Origin of the sequence: Arthrobacter sp. SAFR-023 (assembly GCF_051965295.1) — a bacterium.
Taxonomy (GTDB): domain Bacteria; phylum Actinomycetota; class Actinomycetes; order Actinomycetales; family Micrococcaceae; genus Arthrobacter.
The window spans coordinates 94,050-111,787 of the sequence record NZ_JBQCMF010000003.1 but is presented as its reverse complement, the minus strand read 5'-3'; the positions used below and the strand labels follow the sequence as shown (position 1 = coordinate 111,787).

Below are 17,738 nucleotides of genomic sequence, written 5' to 3'. Positions count from 1 at the left end.
CTTGGAGGAAAATACTCATTCGCAAGTCGCCGGTGGCCGCTTGCGCCACAAGGTTCCTACTTCAGAGAAAATGAGTCTATCGTGACTGGTTCCGCAGGTGCGCCGTCCGTGTCGTTTTCGCCCGCCTTAAGACCTGCCGCCGCAATCTTGGTTACTGTGTCCAGGCCAGAGGTCACCTTTCCCAGGACGGTGTAGCCGCCGGCGGAGTCGGCCGGAATGGCCGTGTCCTTGTAGACGATGAAGAACTGCGTGCCGTTGCCGTAAGCGTTGTTGCCTGTACGGGCCACCGCGATGGTGCCGGCGGGATATTTGTTGTCTGCCGGTGTGTTCTCCAGCGGCCCCCAGGTGTAGTTGGGATCGCCCTGGCCATCGCCGGTCTTGGAGCCGCACTGCAGGACGCCGAAGTTCTCACCAGTGGTGAGGCGGTGGCAGCTGACGCCCTTGTAGTAGCCCTGGTCGGCCAGGGACTTGAACACCGCGGCTGCCTGTGGGGCCTTGGTGCCGTCCAGCTGCACGCCTAGGGTGCCCCTGTTCAGCTTCAGTTCGCCGGTGAACGTCTTGCCGGCCGCCGTCGCGGGCTTCGGGATGTTCGCAGCATTGGTCGGCGCCGCTGACGGCGTGGCGGATGCGGAAGCGGACGGCGTGGCAAGGCCAGCTTCGGCGGCGGCAAATTCCTCTTCGGTCGGGTTCCCGGCAAACACCGTCAGTTGAAGCACGACGGCGAGCAGCACCGCTGCGGCTCCCGCACCTCCCGCTACCAGGTTGTCCCGCTTGCGGCGCTTCTCCTGATCACGGCGAAGCTCGCGTTTGGCCTCCATCTGCTGGATGCGCCTCTTGGCCTCGCGTGTTTCGCGTGGACTGGCCGCCACGGGTCCTCCTCATCGATCGTCCCTGCCGGACCGGGCAAGCCCCTGAAGGAACTCTCCGGCTGCAGATTGCGCTGTGTCAGATCTGAACAGCGGCAGCCCGCCACCGCCCGCCTCCCGCATTAGAGATGCAGGCGCCGAAAGCATAAACTGACTGCCGCACTTAGTTTATGCAGAACAGGCTGGACTCCCGCCGCTGCCGCCGCCGTTTGGTTCACATGTCGACGCGGAATATGGCGCGGCGGCTCCGGCCTTCGTTTACCCGAGGAGAACATCCCCCATGGCACGCACCGCCTCCCTGTCCGGATTCCCCGAGTGGCTTCCCGAGGAGCGGCTGGTGGAGCAGCACGTCCTGGACTCGCTGCGCCGCACCTTCGAACTGCACGGCTTCTCTTCCATTGAGACCCGCGCCGTCGAAACCGTGGGCCAGCTGCTCCGCAAGGGCGAGATCGACAAAGAGGTATACGGGCTGAGCCGGCTCCAGGACGACGAGGGGGAGGAAGCCGGCAAGGGCAAGCACGATCCGCACGCCCTGGCGCTGCACTTTGACCTCACCGTGCCGTTCGCCCGGTACGTCGTCGAAAACGCCGGCTACCTGGCCTTCCCGTTCCGCCGCTACCAGATCCAGAAGGTCTGGCGCGGGGAGCGCCCGCAGGAGGGCCGCGCCCGCGAGTTCACCCAGGCTGACATTGACGTGGTGGGCGACGGCGAGCTGCCCTTCCGCTACGACGTCGAGATCGCCCTGGTCATCGCGGAGGCGCTTGGTGCGCTTCCGATTCCGGAGTTCCGGCTGCGCATCAACAACAGGAAGCTCGCCGAGGGCTTCTACCGCGGTATCGGCCTGACCGACACCGCCGGCGTGCTGCGCAGCATCGACAAGCTCGAGAAGATCGGACCGGCAAAGGTAGCTGAGCTGCTCAAGTCCGAGCTCGGCGCCACCGACGAGCAGGCGCAGGCGGCGCTGAAGCTGGCCGGCATCAAGACCGAGGACACGTCCTTCGTGGCGCAGGTCCGGTCGCTTGGGGTCAGCAACGACCTCCTGGAGGAGGGCCTGAACGAACTCGAACAGGTGATCGAGGCTGCTGTAAAGCGGGTTCCGGGCAAGGTGGTCGCAGACCTCAGCATCGCCCGCGGACTGGACTACTACACCGGAACCGTTGTGGAGACCGTCCTGGTGGGCCACGAGCAGCTCGGGTCGATCTGCTCCGGCGGCCGCTACGATGCCCTGGCGAGCAAGGGCAACCGGAAGTTCCCCGGCGTTGGGCTGTCCATCGGCGTGACCCGGCTCGTCTCGCGCATCCTCAGCCAGGACCTGGCCAAGGCCTCCCGTTCCGTGCCCACGGCAGTGTTCGTGGCGCTCACCTCGGACGAGAGCTGGGGCGAAGCGCAGGACGTGGCCACGGAGCTGCGCAGCCGCGGCATCCCCGCCGAGGTGGCCGCCAAGGCCGAGAAGTTCGGCAAGCAGATCAAGTTCGCGGACCGGCGCGGCATCCCCTTCGTCTGGTTCACGGACGAGGACGGCAAGCACCAGGTGAAGGACATCCGCTCCGGCGAGCAGGTCGACGCCGATCCCGCGACGTGGACGCCGTCGGACGAGGACATCCGTGTCCAGGTCGCGGCGGCGCCGGCAAGCTGATCACCGCCGCGCGGGCTTCCTGAGCCGGCCCCGAATCAGCGCAGCCGTCACTTCCGCGAGTGTCGCTTCCGCAACGCAAGGACGACCACGCGCCCGGCGAGCCCGGCCGCTATGACGGCTGCCATGCCGAGCGCCGAGGCCGCCGGAAGTGTGAATGCCAGGATCAGGCACCCGGCCAGCCCTGCGGCGTTGAGCCACCTGGGCGCATGCCGGGGCCGGTCCCGGAGCGTGAACGCGGCGGCATTTGTCACCGCGTAATACAGCAGGACGCCGAAGCTGGAAAAGCCGACCACCGTCAGCACGTCGGTGGTCAGCAACAGCAGGACGACGACGGCGGCCACCGCCAGTTCGGCGGTCACCGGCACGGGATGGCGCCCGCCCACCCTGGCCAGGGGGCCGGGGAGGTCCCGTTCGCGGGCCATCGCCATGGCCGTGCGTCCCACCCCGGTGATGAGGGCCAGCAGTGCGCCGAGCGAGGCGGCTGCGGCGCCTGCCTGGACAAGCGGCGCTCCGGCGGCCAGTCGGGACTGTTCCACGGCGTCGAGCAGCGGCGCCGTGGAGCCGGCAAGCACATTCACGGGAAGATGCGCCAGGAGCAGCGCCCCCAGCAGCAGGTAGATGACCAGGGCGCCGGCCAGGGCTCCGAGGACCGCGCGCGGAATGACGCGCGCCGGGTCCTTGACCTCCTCGCCGAGCGTGGCGATGCGCGCGTACCCGGCAAAGGCGAAAAACACCAGCCCCGCGGCGGGCAAAATGCCCCAGCTGCTGCCGGCCTGTCCGGAGGCCGTCCCGCCGTCGGCAACATGCGGCCCCACAACGCTCGCCGCAGCCACGAACGCCAGGGTGGCCAGGACCACGGCCAGCAGGATGCGCGTCAGGAAGGCGGTCCGGGTGATACCCAGCAGGTTCACGCCGGTCAGTGCGGCGACCGCGGCTACGGCCACGGGAATGGCGAACCCCGGCGCAACGTACTGGCCGAAGGTCAGGGCCATGGCCGCGCAGGAGGCCGACTTGCCCGTTACGAAACCCCAGCCGGCGAGGAAGCCGGGCCAGTCACCGAGCTGCTTCCGGCCGTAGACGTAGGTGCCGCCGCTTTGCGGATACTTTGCCGCGAGCTGGGCCGAGGCGACGGCATTGCAGTACGCCACGGCGCCGGCCAGGGCTATGGCCGCAAGCAGCAGCCCTCCGGCCAGCCGGACTGCCGGTGCGAAGACGACAAAAACGCCGGCGCCGAGCATGGATCCGAGCCCGATCGCTGTTGCGTCGGCCACACCGAGCCTTCGTTGGAGCTGCTGGTGCTTGGTCATGGCGGGGCGGGAACCTTTCAAACGGGTAAACTCGGACGGGATCGTTTCCGCAACGATCGTCTTTAAACTTCATTCTGTCTTCCTTCTGAAAGGAATGCTGTGCTGCGCACACATGACCTCGGATCCCTCCGTTCCGAGCACATTGGACAAACCGTAACCCTGGCAGGCTGGGTTGGCCGCCGTCGTGATCACGGTGGTGTCGCATTCGTCGATCTGCGTGACGCCTCGGGCGTGGCGCAGGTGGTGGTCCGTGAGGAAGAGGTCTTCCACGGGCTGCGCAACGAATACGTGCTCCAGGTGACCGGTACGGTCTCCAAGCGCCCGGAAGGCAACGAGAACGCTGCCCTGGCCACGGGCGAGGTGGAGGTCATGGCGGACAAGGTGGTCATCCTCAACACCGCCGACGCGCTGCCCTTCCAGATCGACGAGCACGTGGAAGTGGGGGAGGAAGCCCGGCTCAAGCACCGCTACCTCGACCTGCGCCGCCCCGGCCCCAGCCGCAACATCCGCCTCCGGTCCGAGGCCAACCGTGTGGCCCGCGACCTGCTGCACGACGAAGGCTTCGTCGAAATCGAGACGCCGACCCTGACGCGCTCGACGCCGGAAGGCGCCCGTGACTTCCTGGTCCCCGCCCGCCTGGCGCCGGGTTCCTGGTACGCGCTGCCCCAGTCCCCGCAGCTGTTCAAGCAGCTCCTTCAGGTGGGCGGCTTCGAGAAGTATTACCAGATCGCCCGCTGCTACCGCGATGAAGACTTCCGCGCGGACCGCCAGCCAGAGTTCACCCAGCTCGACATCGAGGCCAGCTTCGTCGAGCAGGACGACATCATCCGGATCGGCGAGAACATCGTTAAGGCCGTCTGGAACCTGATCGACGTCGAAATCCCGACGCCGATCCAGCGCATCACCTACGCCGACGCCATGGCGCGGTTCGGCTCGGACAAGCCGGACCTCCGCTTTGGCGTGGAGCTGACCGAGCTGACTGAGTTCTTCAAGGACACCAATTTCGGCGTCTTCAAGGCCCCGTACGTCGGCGCCGTGGTCATGCCCGGCGGGGCATCCCAGCCGCGCCGTACGTTGGACGGCTGGCAGGAATTCGCAAAGCAGCGCGGTCACAAGGGACTGGCGTATGTCCTGTTCAAGGAAGACGGCGAGCTGGCCGGTCCGGTGGCCAAGAACCTGACGGACACTGAGCGTGAAGGCCTGGCCGGTGCCGTAGGCGCCAAGCCCGGCGACTGCATCTTCTTCGCCGCCGGCGAGAAGTCCGCAGCCCGCGCCCTGCTCGGTGCCGCCCGCGTCGAGATCGGCCACCGCACCGGCCTGATCGACCCCAGCGCCTGGGCCTTCTGCTGGGTGGTGGACGCGCCGATGTTCGAGCCGGCCGCTGCAGCCGTGGCCTCCGGCGACGTGGCCGTGGGCGCCGGCAAGTGGACGGCCGTCCACCACGCCTTCACCTCGCCCAAGCCCGAGTTCCTTGACACGTTCGACAAGGACCCGGAGTCCGCACTGTCCTACGCCTACGACATCGTCTGCAACGGCAACGAGATCGGCGGCGGTTCCATTCGCATCCACGAGCGCGATGTCCAGGAACGGGTCTTCGAGCTGATGGGCTTGGACCGGGCAGACGCGCAGACCAAGTTTGGTTTCCTGCTGGAAGGCTTCAAGTTCGGGGCCCCGCCGCACGGCGGCATCGCCTTCGGCTGGGACCGTGTGGTGGCCCTCCTGGCAGGCGTGGAGTCCATCCGCGACGTTATCGCCTTCCCGAAGACCGGCAACGGCTACGACCCGCTGACCCAGGCTCCCGCGCCCATCACCGGACAGCAGCGCAAGGAGGCCGGCGTCGACTTCAAGCCCGAGACCAAGAAGCCCGAAGAGAAGAAGGCCGACTAGCTTCAATAAAGCTGGTTGGCTGAACGCAGCAAGAGCTCCCCGGAAACGGGGAGCTCTTGCTCTTTACTGCACAGCTGCTCTTTACTGCACAGCTGTTTCTTTGCCGCACAGCTGCGGCGGATGGAGGATACCCGCGTGGAAGCGTTGTCTGCTCTGGAGGCGTTGATGGATGCCGCCTGGCCTGCGCCCGAACGCCACGACACCGGCGAATGGGTTCTCCGCGCCGCCGGCGGCGTAACGCAGCGGGCGAACTCAGTCTGGCCGCGGGTGCCTGCCGCAGACGGCGCCGCCGCTGTCCGGGACGCCGCTTCCTGGTACCGGCTCCGGCGGCTGCCGGTGATCTACCAGATCTTCGACCACGACGGCGCCGCCCCGCTGAATGCCGTGCTGGACAGCCTGGGCTACACCAGGCAGTCGGAAACACTGGTCATGTCCCGGCGTGCGGAGCCGCAGGACGGTCTTCCGGCAAGTGCCGGCGTCGACATCTCCGAGCATCCCTCGCCGGAATGGCTGGAACTGTGGTGGTCCGTTGACGGCCGCGGCGGCGCCCCGGAGCTGGAGATCGCCCGTGAGATTCTCACAGGCTGCCCGGCGCTGTACGCCTTGGTGAGGGACGACGACGGCGGGCCGGCCGCCGTCGGACGCCTTGCCGTTGTTCAGGGCTCGGCAGGCAGCTGGGGCGGGCTGTACTGCATGGCGACCCGGCCGGACCTACGGCGCCGCGGCCACGCCACACGGATCCAGCAGGCCTTGGTCCGTGCGGGTGCGGAGCGGGGGCTGGCCGGTTACTGGCTGCTGGTGATGGCTTCCAACGCCCCTGCCCGGGAGCTTTACGCCCGGGCAGGTTTCCGTGAAGTGTCCCGCTATTGCTACCGGCAGGAGCGGCCGCGGCGATCGCTGACCGGCTGCTGACTGTGCCTCCATCCCGCCGCGGAAGCTGCGGGGTGTTACGGGCCTTCGGGCAAGTAGTGCAGGCCCAGCCACGGGGCGGTGGTGAGCTCGCCGGGCTCCACCGATTGTGAGGGTGCCGCAAGCGCCGGCTCGGAGGCGGACGCCTCGGCGGCTTCGTTGTCGTGGGCGTTCATGGCGTGCAGGTTAGCGCACATCGACGGACGGCTGCCGCGACGGTGTTTGCTGCCCTGCTGCTTCGCCCTGCCGCCGCCGTCCAGTGCCTTCCAGGTATGGTCCTCCGAGCTCCGCAATGGGCGTGGCGGCAGTCTCCCTGGACCAGAACGCGCATCCTGCCGCAATGAGCATGCAGACGGTGCCGAAGACGGCCACCGGCACCCAGCCCCAGACTCCGGGAGCCAGCAGCATCCCGGCGATCATCGGGCCAAAGCCGGCGAGGACCAGGCCGAACTGGTTCCCCAGCGCCATACCGGAGTACCGGACGGGCGCCGCGAACTGTTCGGCGAAGAATGCCGGCCAGGTGCCGTTGAAGCCCGAGTACAGCACCGTCATGTTCACGAAGGCGGCAAGGAAGACCAGCACGATGTTTCCGGAGGACAGCGCCAGGAAGTAGAGGAAGATCGTGACGGAGCAGCCGATCGCGGCCGTCAGCAGGAGAGGGCGGCGGCCGATCCGGTCGGACAGCCTGGCCGCCAGCGGCATGGCGAACATGGACAGGCCGATGGCCACTGCGTTCACAGTCAGGATGGCGGCCCGGTCGAATCCCGCGCCGGAGGTGGCGTAGGCGAGTCCAAAGACCGTGAAGATGGTCTGCATCACGGACATGATGGACATTCCCGCCACCCGCAGCACGTCTGGAGCCTGGAAGCGGAGCACTTCCTTGACGGGCATGGGGGCCACCTGGCGGCGTTCCTGGGCCTCCTCGAAGACTGGTGTTTCGTCCAGATGCGTGCGGACCCAGTAAGCGATGGCCAGCACCACGATGGAGAGCCAGAACGGGATGCGCCAGCCCCAGCTCATCATGGCCTCCCGGGGCAGTGCCGTAACCGGGATGAAGACCAGGGTGGCCAGCACCATGCCGGACGCGTAACCCGTCATCACGAAGCTGGTGAAGAACCCGCGCCTGCCTTCGGGCGAGTGTTCCAGCGTCAGGGTGGAGGCGCCCGCCGATTCCGCGCCGGCGGAGAAGCCCTGGGCCAGCCGGCCTGCCACCAGAAGGATGGGGGCCCAGACGCCGAGCTGCTCGTAGGTGGGCAGGAATCCGATGCCGAGGGATGCCAGGCCCATGATGCCGAGCGTCAGCAGCAGGATTTTCTTGCGGCCCAGCTTGTCGCCGAAATGGCCCATCACCAGTCCGCCAACAGGCCTCGCCACATACGCGACGCCGAAGGTGGTGAAGGCGCCGATCAGACCGATGGCCGCGTCCGCGGAGGGGAAGAACAGATGGGGGAACACAAGTGCGGCGGCGGTGCCGTAGATGAAGAAGTCGTAGTACTCCAGCGTGCTGCCGAGGAAGGAGGCCAGGGCTGCTTTTCGGGGCGTCTTCCGCGCGGGCGGCTGGGAAGCCTGCAGCGGAACCTGCGGTGATGGGGTAGTGGTCACGGGAATCTCCTTAAGACTGCGTTGTCTCAATGGGTGCCGGCGTAGTGTCCGGAAGGTGGAAGTCCACCGCGAGGATCTGACGGCTGTTGGGGAACGAGTACGCCTTTAGCGGCTCGTGGAGGGGGTGCGTGTTGTAGACGGCGATGTCCTCGACGCTTTCAAAGTCGGCCACGATGGCGTAGTCGAAGGAGCGTTCGGTGTTGAGGACGTCCGGGCCGTGGCTGAGGCTGAGCATGCCGGGGATCTTCCCGGCCATGGTGTTGAGCCCGTCAATCCAGGCCTGCCGGTCGGCGGGCGGGAAGCCGGGCTTGAACTGGAAGAGCACGGTGTGGCGGATCATTTCAGACGCCCACCTCGACAAGCTCGACCACCGGTGACCGGTACTCCGGGGACTTGCCGGCCAGGGTGCAGCCGGCGAGGTAGCCCATGGTCATGATGGGCCCGAGGGTGGCGCCGGCTCCGGGATAGCCTGCCGCATAGGCGTTCTCGGTTGTGTTGCCGGCGGCGAAGAGGCCCGGGATGGGGCGGTTGTCGACGTCGAGCACGCGGGCTGATCCGTCGGTGGCCACGCCGCCGTTGGTGCCGAAGGCGCCGTTCACCACCTCCAGCGCATAGAACGGGCCGGACTCGAGCGGGCCCAGCGACGGGTTCGGCCACGGGCAATCGGCGTCGCCCCAGTACTTGTCGTAAGCGCTTTCGCCGCGGCCGAAGTCAGGGTCTTCGCCCCTGGCCGCGAACCCGTTGAACCGGGCCACGGTGGCTTCCAGGTTTTCGGCGGGAACGTTGATCTCCGCGGCGAGGTCCGCCAGGGTGGGCGCCTCGATCAGGTAGTCCGGCGTCGGCTGGCCGGCTCGGTGGGCAAGGATGCCGTAGCGCTCCAGGTAGCCGCGGTCCACGATCACGTGCGCCGGCGTATTCAGCGTGTGGTTGGCGGCGGAGTCCCAGGACTGCAGGCTGCGGGCGAGGTCGTTGTAGTTCTGGGATTCGTTGGCGAAGCGACGGCCGTGGCGGTTCACCATGATGGACCCCGGGCCCTGCCGCTCGAACCGGAGCAGGGTGCCCACCGGCTGGCCGTCGCGGGTGTCGCCGGTGACGGACATCGGCGCCCACCAGGCCTCGCGCGTGCCGCGGGTCTGGCCCCCGATGCGCTGCGACATCCGCAGCCCGTCGCCGGTGTTCGAGGGCGGGGAGCACATCGTGTAGAGCCGGGACGCGAGCATGGAGTCGGCCAGGGCCTTGTCCCATTCGAAGCCGCCGGTCGCGAGCACCGCGCCGTCGCGGGCCTGGAACACTTCGCCGGTTTCGAGTTCGACGCCGGTCACCCGGCCGCCGTCCGCGGGCAGGCCGTCGGTGAGCAGCCGGTGCGCCCGTGCCCCCGTGACGAGGGCGGCCCCGTCGCGGACCAGGCTGGCGAGCAGCATCGAAACGAGCGCCTGCCCCTTGGCAACCAGGCCGTCCCTCTGCCGGCCGGCCAGTTCCTCCCACGGGAATTTGGTGAAGGCGCCCCACTCCTCGTATTCCTGCATGGTGAACGGGGCACGGCCGTCGCTGCGCACATGCTCCCTGAGGCCGCCCAGGGCTTCGGTGCTGTTGAACAGCTCGGGTTCCACGGTGCGTCCGCCCGTCATTGCGCCCGGGAGATCCTGCCGGTAATCGGGAAAGTTGTCGAGGAAGATGAAGCGGACGCCGCACTCCTCCTCGACGAAGCGGAGCATCTGGTCGCCGTAATTCAGCGCAGCGTCCAGCAGTTCCTCCCGGCCCCTGCCGCGGGCGACGGCGCGGACATACTGCGCGGCCGCTGCCTTGGAATCGGTGATCCCGGCCTTCCGCGCGTGGTGGTTGTCCGCCACCCACAGCATGCCGCCGGACACGGCTGAGGTCCCGCCAAGCAGGTCACTCTTTTCGAGGACGACGACGGACTTGCCGGCGCGGGCGGCGGTGGCTGCGGCGGTGAGCGCGCCCGCACCGGAGCCGACGACGACGACGTCGTAAGTTTCCGCGGGGGTGCCGTTGACAAATTTCATGGGGTGTTGCCTTTCAAAAGGAAGATGATGCGTGCGGCGGCAGTTTGGGTGCTGCCGGGGAGGGGGCGGCGTCAGACAGCCGTGTAGCCGCCGTCGATGACCAGCTCGGAACCCGTGGTGAAGCGCGACTCGTCCGAGGCCAGGTAAAGGACGCCGTAGGCGATCTCGTCGGGTTCACCCTGGCGGGGCAGCGGATTGGAGCCCACCAGCTGCTTGTAGTAGGCCTCGGGACCGATCTCTGACTGCTCCGCAGAGCGGCGGCTCATCCGGGTGTTCATGGACCCAGGGTGGATGGAGTTCACCCGGATTCCGTAGCCGCCGTAAGCCGCGGCGTCCGACTTGCTCAGGAGCCGCACGGCGCCCTTGGTGGCGTGGTATAGCGGCACGTTCCGGCCGCCGGTGAGGCCGTGGATGGAGGAGAAGTTGACGATGCTTCCGGTGCCTTTTTCGATCATGCCGGGCACCACGTGCTTGGTCATGAGCCAGACGCCCTTGACGTTGACGTTGAAAATCGTGTCGAAATCGGCCGTCGACGCGGTGTGTGACGCGCCTGCCGGGCCGATGATGCCGGCGGCGTTGACCAGGATGTCCGGCGTGCCCAGTTCGTCACGGACCCGGCGGATGGCCTCGGCGACGCTGGCCTCGCTGGTGACGTCGACGTCGAACTCACTGATGTTTTCGTGGGCGGCGGCGGCCGGGATGCCGGCAACGTCCAGGCTGGCGACCTTCGCGCCGTGTTCGGCAAGGAGGGCGGCGGTGGCTGTGCCGAGGTCTCCGCGGCCTCCGGTGACGATGGCGGTCTTTCCGGCCACGCGGTTCTGGATGGGATTCATGTGGTGCTCCTCGTGATCCTGCAGCCTCTTCGCTGCTTCCCAGCCAGCGTGGCAGAGGGCGTGTGAGCGGAACCACACGATTACCGATGAACGGCAAAAGCGCCCCTAGTGGCTCTGTTCAGTGGCTCTGGCGAAGCGTGCCCTTCAGCTCGCCCCGCCAGCCCAGGGCGCGCGAGATCCCGCGGGCCGCCGCCATCAGGACGGGCACCCGGGCAGGTGCGTTCTCCTCGTTGCGGGGCACCACCACGCTGAGCGCGGCGCGGACCGTGTTGTCGGGGCCGAAGACCGGCACCGCGATGCCGCTGGACTCGGGCACGATCACCCCGGGCATGGCAGCGAAGCCGCGCTGCCGGATCTCGGCCAGGTGGCGCCGGAGCGCGGCCGGCTCGGTCAGGGTGGTCTCGGTGAATTTGGTCAGGGGCCGCGCCAGGAAAGAATCCTGGTACGCGGCGGAGGAGTGCGCCAGCAGCACCAGTCCGGAGGACGTGGCGTGGACCGGCAGCCTGCCGGCGATCTTGGTGATGTCCACGATGGTCTTGTCCGAGCCGAGCCGCTCAATGTACAGCACCTCGTCGGAGTCGAGGATGCCCAGCGTGGTGGAGTGCTGCACCACGGCCTGGACGTCCTCCATGAACGGCAGGGCTGCTTCCCGCAAACCGAGCATCTTCGAGCCACGCGACGCCAACTCCCACATCCGCGTGCCGATGTGGATATCCCCGCCAGGCTCGCGTTCCAGCAGCCGCTCGAGCAGCAGGTCGTTGACCATGCGGTAGGTGGTGGTCACCGGCAGGCCGGTGCGGCGCCCGAGCTCGGCAACGCTCATGACGGGGTGACGGTCATCGAAGGCGCTCACGATCTTTACGAACCGGCCGATGATCGACTCGCCGGATGCGGAGTTGGCCACTGTTCCTCCTGTCGATTCCCGCTCAATGGTAATCCTCCTCCCGGGCGGCAGCGCCCGGGGGTCTACTGGGGGTTTGTCAGTCAACGCCTGCCGCCGCACAGGAGTGGTCCGCAGGCAGAACGGAGCAGGAACCATGACAGAAACCGCAAAGACGGCGGTCTGTGACGTCCTCGTCATCGGCTCGGGCGTGGCCGGGATGGCCGCGGCCTTGAAGGCCGCCTCGCAGGGAATGAGCGTGATCGTCGCGGAGCAGGAACAGTACTTCGGCGGAACCACAGCGATTTCGGCGGGCTGGGCCTGGGTCCCCGGCAACAGGCGCGGAGTGGCGCAGGGCGACACCCGCGACGACGCCGAGACCTACCTGAAGCACCTTGCGCCCGAGACCTTCAACGAGGCCGGGGTACGGAACTTCCTGGACACCGTCCCCGAGGCGATCTCGTTCTTCGAAAACGAAACCGACGTGAAATTCACCTATCCGGAGAAGGCCCCGGACTACCAGATGGACCTGCCCGGGGCGAAGCTGTCGGGCCGGGCCATCCTGCCGCAGGATGTGGACGCACGCGTGCTGGGGGACAAGCGGCTCCTGATGCAGCCGTACATGAGTTCCTACACAGTCTTCGGCTACATGCCGCAGGTGGGGCCTGACATCAATGAGTTCTTCCACGTAAACCAGTCGCTCAGGTCCTTCATCTACGTCGCAAAGAAGCTGCTTCGCACCTGGGCCGATGCCGCCCGCTACAAGCGTCCGGTCCTGCGCTCCAACGGCAATGCCCTGATGACTCGCATGGTCAAGAGCGCCGACGACCTGGGCATCCGGCTGTGGAAGTCCTCACCGGCGCTGTCCCTCACCAGGGACGACGCCGGGACCGTCACCGGTGCGGTCATCGGGGGAGAGCACTCCGTCACCGTCACAGCGCGCGCCGGCGTCATTCTCGCCGCCGGCGGATTCTCCGGGAACAGGGAACTGCGGCAGCGTTATTTCCCGCATGACGCCGGCGGTGACGACCACTTCACGCCCACCGTGGGCCACGGCGGAGACGCGGCCACGCTGGCGATGGACGCCGGCGGCTACATCGACGACTCCGTGTTCAGCGTTGGCTCCTGGGCGCCGGTGACCGTGTTCAGGTACCTCAACGGGGAACAGCGGCTCTTCCCGCATCTGCGAGCTATAGGCCTGCCCGGGCTGATCGCCGTCGACCGCCACGGCAGGCGCTTCGGCAACGAGGCCCTGAGCTACCACGACTTCGGCGGGGCCATGATCGAGCACAACAAGGACGAGGACGGAACCTTCGGCTACGTGATCGGCGATGCGAAAACGATGCACAAATACGGCATCGGCTATGCCAAGCCCTGGCCGATGCCCCGCGGCTACTTCTACCGGACCGGCTACCTGGTCAAGGGGAATACCCTTGCTGAGCTGGCCGGAAAGCTCGGCATCGATGCAGCGGGCCTGGAAGCCACCGTCGCCGGATTCAACCCGGCTGCTGAGCGCGGCGAGGATCCCGACTTCGGCCGCGGCTCCACCCAGTACAACCACTTCCGGGGCGACCTCGAGCACAAGCCGAACCCGAACCTCGCGCCGGTGGGCAAGGGCCCGTACTATGCGGGGAAGATCCAAATGGGCGATCTGGGCACGTTCGCCGGCCTCGCCGTCAACGAAAACTCCGAGGTGGTCACGGCCGACGGGTCGGTGGTTCCCGGACTCCTGGCCGTGGGCGCCGCCGCGGTGAGCGTCTTCGGCGGCGGGTATCCCGGCTACGGCTCCCACATCGGGCCGGCTTTGGTGTTCGGCTACCGTGCCGGACGCGACATCGCCAGGCTTGCGGGGGAGCGCAACTCGGACCGGACGGGGGACCACGCCGGGTCACGGACTGCCAACGCAGCGGCGAACTAGGCGCCGGGCCGGAGACAGCCATGGCCAACTCGACATCGGGGGAATCGGTAATCAGCCGCGTGGTGCGGCTCATGGGCGCCTTCGACCGGGACCTGCCGGCCATGACGCTCTCCGGCCTTGCCCGCCGCGCCGGCCTCCCTCTGACCACCGCGCACCGGCTCGTGGATGACCTGGTTCTCCACGGCCTGATTGAGCGGCTGCCGGACGGGAACCTCTGCTCCGGGATGCGCATGTGGGAGCTCGCTGCCCGCGGCTCGCGTGCGCTAAACCTGCGCGAGCTGGCGCTGCCCTTCATGGAGGATGTCCAGGCCGCCGTCCACCAGCACACCACCCTGGCCGTGCTGGACCACGGCACTGTGCTGTACGTAGAGCGGCTCTCCTCTCCGCACTCCAGCCTGGACGCCGCCCACATTGCGCAGCGGATGCCCGTCCACGCCGCCTCGTCGGGCCTGGTGCTGCTGGCGTTCTCGCCGCCGGCAGTCCAAGCCGGGGTGCTCGCGGAGCCCCTGAAGGCCGTCACCCCCGAGACCATCACCGATCCTGCGCTTATCCGCAGGCACCTGGCCGATATCAGGCAGCGCGGCTACGTGGCCCTGCCCGGCATAGGCGTCACCGAATGGACGGGCGTCGCGGTGCCTGTCTTCGGGCCCGGGAACACGATCGCTGCGGTGCTTAACGTGATCGTGCCGCGGCAGGAGGCGGCGGTTCCGTTGATCGTCCCCGCCCTGCTGACCGCTGCGCACGGGATCTCCCGCGCGCTGAAATCCGTTTAGTTGTACTGCCTGGCGGCTTGAATCCGCCCGGCCCGGCCGGCCGGCAGACATTCGCAACCGATGAACGGAAGACCTGTGGGGGCGGGTGCGGCGGATCCCGCACTGTGGAGTGAGAGGCGGATCGCATCCGATGACGCCGAAGCCAACCGGAAAGAAGGACGATGATGTCTTGCCCACTGACAGCAACACCCCCGGTCTCCGCACTGTCCCCGACCACAGTGCCGCAGACGGCGCTGCCCCCGTACTCGCACGAACTTGACTGGCCGGAGGGCCTGGCGCCCTTCAAAGTGGTGGACGACGGGACCCAGGGCGATCCCTACCGCCACTACCAATGGATGCGCGAGAACGCGCCGGTGCTCCGTGCCCATTCGCCAGTATCGGATGTCTGGTTCATCTCCCGGTACGACGACGTCCGCCGGGCCACGCGGGCACCGAAGGTCTTCTCCTCGCAGGTTGTGGCCCCGGTCCCGCTGACGTTCCTGACGCTGTTCGACGCCCCCAACCACACGAGGCTCCGCCAGGTGGTGGCGCAGGCCTTCATCCCCAAAGCCATCGCGCGATTCGAGGACCGGGTGCGGGAGAACGCCGAAAAGTACCTGGCGCCGATGCTCGCCGCAGGCGGCGGGGACGCCGTGGACGACTACGCCATCCCGCTGAGCATGTCCACCATCAGCGCCCTGCTGGACGTTCCGGCTGAGGACTTCGAGAAGATGAAGTTCTGGTCTGACGAGACCTTCAGCTACTTCGGCCGCCTGGCCCGCAACGCCCAGGGCACCGGCACCGACGAGCAAAGCACCTTCGAGTTCTTCGCCTATCTCAAAGACACCATGGAGCGCCTGTACCGCGAGGAGAGCGACTCCGTCGGCGGACACATCGCCCGGATGTGGAAGGAAGGCCTGCTCAGCGAGAAGGAAGCCAAGGAACTGTGCGCCTTCGTGTTCGTCGCAGGGCACGACACCACCACCATCCTGCTGGCCAACGCCTTCCGGATCTTCAGCGAACACCCCGACCTGCTGGACCGCATCCGCCGGAATCCGGACGACGCCGACCTCTTCGTCGAGGAACTGGCCCGCTACCGCGGCACCGTCCAACGGGCGAGCCGGATCACCACGGAGGAGGTGGAGGTTGCCGGCGTGACGATTCCCGCCGGCGCCATCGTCCGGCTGCTGCCCGCCGCCGCCAACCGGGACAGCAGCAAGTACCCCGACGGCGAACGCTTCGACATCGACCGCAACACCGACGGCCACCTCGGCTTCGGGCACGGCGTCCACAGCTGCCTCGGCGCGCCCCTCGCCAGACTTGAGGTCCTGGTCACCGTGAAGCTGCTCGCGGAAAAGCTGGCCTCGCTAACGCTGCACCCGGACAAACCCATCGAGTACGTGCGCGGCAACAACCTGACGAACTCCGGCCCCGAGCACCTGCACGTAGTTCTGGAGGAAACCAATGCATAACGGGACAGGCACAGAGGGCTGGGCAGACACACAAGCGCCGGCAGGGGCCAAGGACCCGGTGGTCATCATCGGCTCGGGACACTCCGGCGTCGCTGTCGCAGCGGGGCTCCGCACCCGCGGCTGGGAAGGCGGCATTCTGCTGATCGACGCCGAGAGCGGTCTGCCCTATGAACGGCCTCCGCTCTCCAAGGAACTCCTGAAGGACGGCGCCCCCGACGACCCAGCCGTGCTCCGCAAGGAGAAGTTCTATGCGGAGAAGGGCATCGCCAGGCTTACCGGCGTCACCGCGGAGTCCATCGACAGGGACGGCCGGACCGTGCTGCTGTCTGACGGGACGCGGCAGGCCTACCACCGGCTGGTCATCGCCACGGGTTCACGGGCGCGGCCCTTCACCATGCCGGGGGCCGGCCTTCCCGGAGTGCGGTCCCTGCGGACCCAGGACGACGCCCTCGAACTCAAAAGGCTTCTGGTGCCGGAAGCCCGCGTGGCCATCATCGGCGCCGGGTACATCGGACTGGAGGTGGCCGCAGCGGCGGCCGCGAAGGGCTGCGAAGTCACGGTGCTCGAATTCCAGGACCGTGTGATGAGCCGGGTAACGTCAGCCCCGGTCTCGCGCCACTTCGAACAGCTCCACGGGCGGCACGGGGTCCGGTTCGTTTTCGGCGCTGCGGTCACGTCGATCGACGGCGCCGAACGGGCCGAAAACGTGACCGTCGCCGACGGCACCGCCTTTCCCGCCGACGTCGTCCTCGCCGGCATCGGCGTCCTGCCCAACCAGGAGCTGGCCGCGGATGCCGGCCTCGAGTGCCGGGACGGCATCCTCGTGGACGGCGACGGCCTAACCTCCGATCCCGCCATATACGCCAGCGGGGACGTCACGCGGTTCACCAGTCCCATAGACGGCGCCAGCCAGCGGCTCGAGTGCATCCAGAACGCGCTGGCGCAGGCAGGCAGGGTGGCAGCGCACATCACCGGTCAAGCAGCCGCCGAACCGGAAGTTCCGTGGTTCTGGACCGTCCAGCACGGTGTCCGGCTGCAGACCGCCGGCGTCCGCCATCCCGAGGACGAGGTGGTCGTCCGCGGCGAACCCGCCGGTGGCAAATTCTCCGTGGTATACCTCCGCGACGGCGCCCTCGCCGCCGTCGACTCCATCGCCAACCTGGCCGAGTTCCGCGCGGCCAAACGGCTTATAGCCCAGGGAGCCCGGATGGACCCGGTGCTCGCCGCGGACCCCGCCATACCCCTCGCCGAAGCCGTCTTCGGCACACCCAACCATGCAGCCGCTGACCTTGCGGCAGCCCGATCCTAAGGAAACCGGCATGAGCAACAACAAACTGACCGTCGTCGACCGCGAAGGCGCCACCCATGACCTCGAATGGGAGCCGGACCAGAGCATGATGGAGGCCCTGCGGGACAACGACCTCCCCGTGCTGGCATCCTGTGGCGGCACCGCCTCCTGCGCCACTTGCCACGTGTTCCTGGAGCAGGAGGTCTTCGACACCCTCGAGGACCGCAGCGAGGACGAACTCGAGCTGCTCGTGGAGGCCGAAGGCTACCGGGAATGCGGCTCGCGGCTCTCCTGCCAGGTGGGCTTCAGCCGGGACCTCAACGGGGTCACCGTGACGCTGGCGCCAGAGGGGTAGACTGCTGCG

The 17,738-nt window shown here is 67.7% G+C and carries 16 protein-coding genes; 8 read left to right on the top strand and 8 right to left on the bottom strand.

The window, feature by feature from the left end:
• Window positions 1–56: 56 nt before the first annotated feature.
• Window positions 57–869 carry a peptidylprolyl isomerase gene (locus tag ACTHQX_RS04695; RefSeq protein ID WP_440156104.1) on the bottom strand — a complete coding sequence of 271 codons (813 nt, stop codon included), beginning with the start codon at window positions 867–869 and terminating at the stop codon, window positions 57–59.
• A 277-nt stretch (window positions 870–1,146) separates the two neighbouring features.
• On the opposite strand from ACTHQX_RS04695, the gene hisS reads away from it, so the two are divergent.
• Window positions 1,147–2,502, top strand: coding sequence for a histidine--tRNA ligase (gene hisS, locus ACTHQX_RS04690; protein ID WP_440156106.1), 1,356 nt, complete (start codon window positions 1,147–1,149; stop codon window positions 2,500–2,502).
• Window positions 2,503–2,549: 47 nt separating this feature from the next.
• Here hisS and ACTHQX_RS04685 read toward each other — a convergent pair whose 3' ends face one another.
• Window positions 2,550–3,809: an APC family permease gene (locus ACTHQX_RS04685; protein ID WP_440156108.1), complete on the bottom strand. Its 1,260-nt coding sequence runs from the start codon at window positions 3,807–3,809 to the stop codon at window positions 2,550–2,552.
• Between the two features lie 99 nt (window positions 3,810–3,908).
• Here ACTHQX_RS04685 and aspS point away from each other — a divergent pair, with 99 nt between their 5' ends.
• Entirely contained in the window at window positions 3,909–5,696 is a 1,788-nt protein-coding gene (gene aspS / locus ACTHQX_RS04680) for an aspartate--tRNA ligase (RefSeq protein WP_440156110.1), read from the top strand.
• A 120-nt stretch (window positions 5,697–5,816) separates the two neighbouring features.
• Entirely contained in the window at window positions 5,817–6,608 is a 792-nt protein-coding gene (locus ACTHQX_RS04675) for a GNAT family N-acetyltransferase (protein ID WP_440156112.1), read from the top strand.
• Window positions 6,609–6,643: 35 nt separating this feature from the next.
• On the opposite strand, the gene ACTHQX_RS04670 is transcribed toward ACTHQX_RS04675, so the two are convergent.
• The 6 genes from ACTHQX_RS04670 to ACTHQX_RS04645 form a co-directional block, all read right to left on the bottom strand.
• Window positions 6,644–6,781 (bottom strand): hypothetical protein, encoded by a 138-nt coding sequence (locus ACTHQX_RS04670; protein WP_440156114.1) that lies wholly within the window; start codon window positions 6,779–6,781, stop codon window positions 6,644–6,646.
• A gap of 10 nt (window positions 6,782–6,791) precedes the next feature.
• On the bottom strand, window positions 6,792–8,207 hold the full coding sequence (locus ACTHQX_RS04665) for an MFS transporter (protein WP_440156116.1): 1,416 nt from the start codon (window positions 8,205–8,207) through the stop codon (window positions 6,792–6,794).
• A 10-nt stretch (window positions 8,208–8,217) separates the two neighbouring features.
• Window positions 8,218–8,547: a Dabb family protein gene (locus ACTHQX_RS04660; RefSeq protein ID WP_440156118.1), complete on the bottom strand. Its 330-nt coding sequence runs from the start codon at window positions 8,545–8,547 to the stop codon at window positions 8,218–8,220.
• A 1-nt stretch (window position 8,548) separates the two neighbouring features.
• The gene (locus tag ACTHQX_RS04655) at window positions 8,549–10,231 is read right to left on the bottom strand and encodes an FAD-dependent oxidoreductase (protein ID WP_440156120.1); all 1,683 of its coding nucleotides are present in this window, start codon (window positions 10,229–10,231) and stop codon (window positions 8,549–8,551) included.
• A 71-nt stretch (window positions 10,232–10,302) separates the two neighbouring features.
• Window positions 10,303–11,064, bottom strand: a complete 762-nt coding sequence (locus ACTHQX_RS04650; protein WP_440156121.1) for an SDR family NAD(P)-dependent oxidoreductase — start codon at window positions 11,062–11,064, stop codon at window positions 10,303–10,305.
• A gap of 118 nt (window positions 11,065–11,182) precedes the next feature.
• The gene (locus ACTHQX_RS04645) at window positions 11,183–11,968 is read right to left on the bottom strand and encodes an IclR family transcriptional regulator (protein WP_440156122.1); all 786 of its coding nucleotides are present in this window, start codon (window positions 11,966–11,968) and stop codon (window positions 11,183–11,185) included.
• 133 nt (window positions 11,969–12,101) lie between these two features.
• On the opposite strand from ACTHQX_RS04645, the gene ACTHQX_RS04640 reads away from it, so the two are divergent.
• The 5 genes from ACTHQX_RS04640 to ACTHQX_RS04620 all read left to right on the top strand — a co-directional run bounded on the left by ACTHQX_RS04640 (window position 12,102) and on the right by ACTHQX_RS04620 (window position 17,729).
• Window positions 12,102–13,862, top strand: a complete 1,761-nt coding sequence (locus ACTHQX_RS04640; RefSeq protein WP_440156123.1) for an FAD-dependent oxidoreductase — start codon at window positions 12,102–12,104, stop codon at window positions 13,860–13,862.
• 20 nt (window positions 13,863–13,882) lie between these two features.
• Complete coding sequence (locus ACTHQX_RS04635) at window positions 13,883–14,635, top strand: IclR family transcriptional regulator (RefSeq protein WP_440156125.1); 753 nt, start codon at window positions 13,883–13,885, stop codon at window positions 14,633–14,635.
• A gap of 164 nt (window positions 14,636–14,799) precedes the next feature.
• The gene (locus tag ACTHQX_RS04630) at window positions 14,800–16,086 is read left to right on the top strand and encodes a cytochrome P450 (RefSeq protein WP_440174545.1); all 1,287 of its coding nucleotides are present in this window, start codon (window positions 14,800–14,802) and stop codon (window positions 16,084–16,086) included.
• Window positions 16,079–17,395, top strand: coding sequence for an NAD(P)/FAD-dependent oxidoreductase (locus tag ACTHQX_RS04625; protein ID WP_440156128.1), 1,317 nt, complete (start codon window positions 16,079–16,081; stop codon window positions 17,393–17,395). Before ACTHQX_RS04630 ends, ACTHQX_RS04625 begins: the two co-directional genes overlap by 8 nt.
• A 10-nt stretch (window positions 17,396–17,405) precedes the next feature.
• Entirely contained in the window at window positions 17,406–17,729 is a 324-nt protein-coding gene (locus tag ACTHQX_RS04620) for a 2Fe-2S iron-sulfur cluster-binding protein (protein ID WP_440156129.1), read from the top strand.
• The last annotated feature ends 9 nt before the right edge of the window (window positions 17,730–17,738 follow it).

Coding starts and splice junctions, on each gene's coding strand:
- ACTHQX_RS04625 (WP_440156128.1), top strand. CDS start 16,079: ATGCATAACGGGACAGGCACAGAGGGCTGGGCAGACACACAAGCGCCG.
- ACTHQX_RS04630 (WP_440174545.1), top strand. CDS start 14,800: ATGTCTTGCCCACTGACAGCAACACCCCCGGTCTCCGCACTGTCCCCG.
- ACTHQX_RS04675 (WP_440156112.1), top strand. CDS start 5,817: ATGGAGGATACCCGCGTGGAAGCGTTGTCTGCTCTGGAGGCGTTGATG.
- ACTHQX_RS04635 (WP_440156125.1), top strand. CDS start 13,883: ATGGCCAACTCGACATCGGGGGAATCGGTAATCAGCCGCGTGGTGCGG.
- ACTHQX_RS04685 (WP_440156108.1), bottom strand. CDS start 3,809: ATGACCAAGCACCAGCAGCTCCAACGAAGGCTCGGTGTGGCCGACGCA.
- ACTHQX_RS04620 (WP_440156129.1), top strand. CDS start 17,406: ATGAGCAACAACAAACTGACCGTCGTCGACCGCGAAGGCGCCACCCAT.
- hisS (WP_440156106.1), top strand. CDS start 1,147: ATGGCACGCACCGCCTCCCTGTCCGGATTCCCCGAGTGGCTTCCCGAG.
- ACTHQX_RS04670 (WP_440156114.1), bottom strand. CDS start 6,781: ATGAACGCCCACGACAACGAAGCCGCCGAGGCGTCCGCCTCCGAGCCG.
- ACTHQX_RS04640 (WP_440156123.1), top strand. CDS start 12,102: ATGACAGAAACCGCAAAGACGGCGGTCTGTGACGTCCTCGTCATCGGC.
- ACTHQX_RS04650 (WP_440156121.1), bottom strand. CDS start 11,064: ATGAATCCCATCCAGAACCGCGTGGCCGGAAAGACCGCCATCGTCACC.
- ACTHQX_RS04660 (WP_440156118.1), bottom strand. CDS start 8,547: ATGATCCGCCACACCGTGCTCTTCCAGTTCAAGCCCGGCTTCCCGCCC.
- ACTHQX_RS04655 (WP_440156120.1), bottom strand. CDS start 10,231: ATGAAATTTGTCAACGGCACCCCCGCGGAAACTTACGACGTCGTCGTC.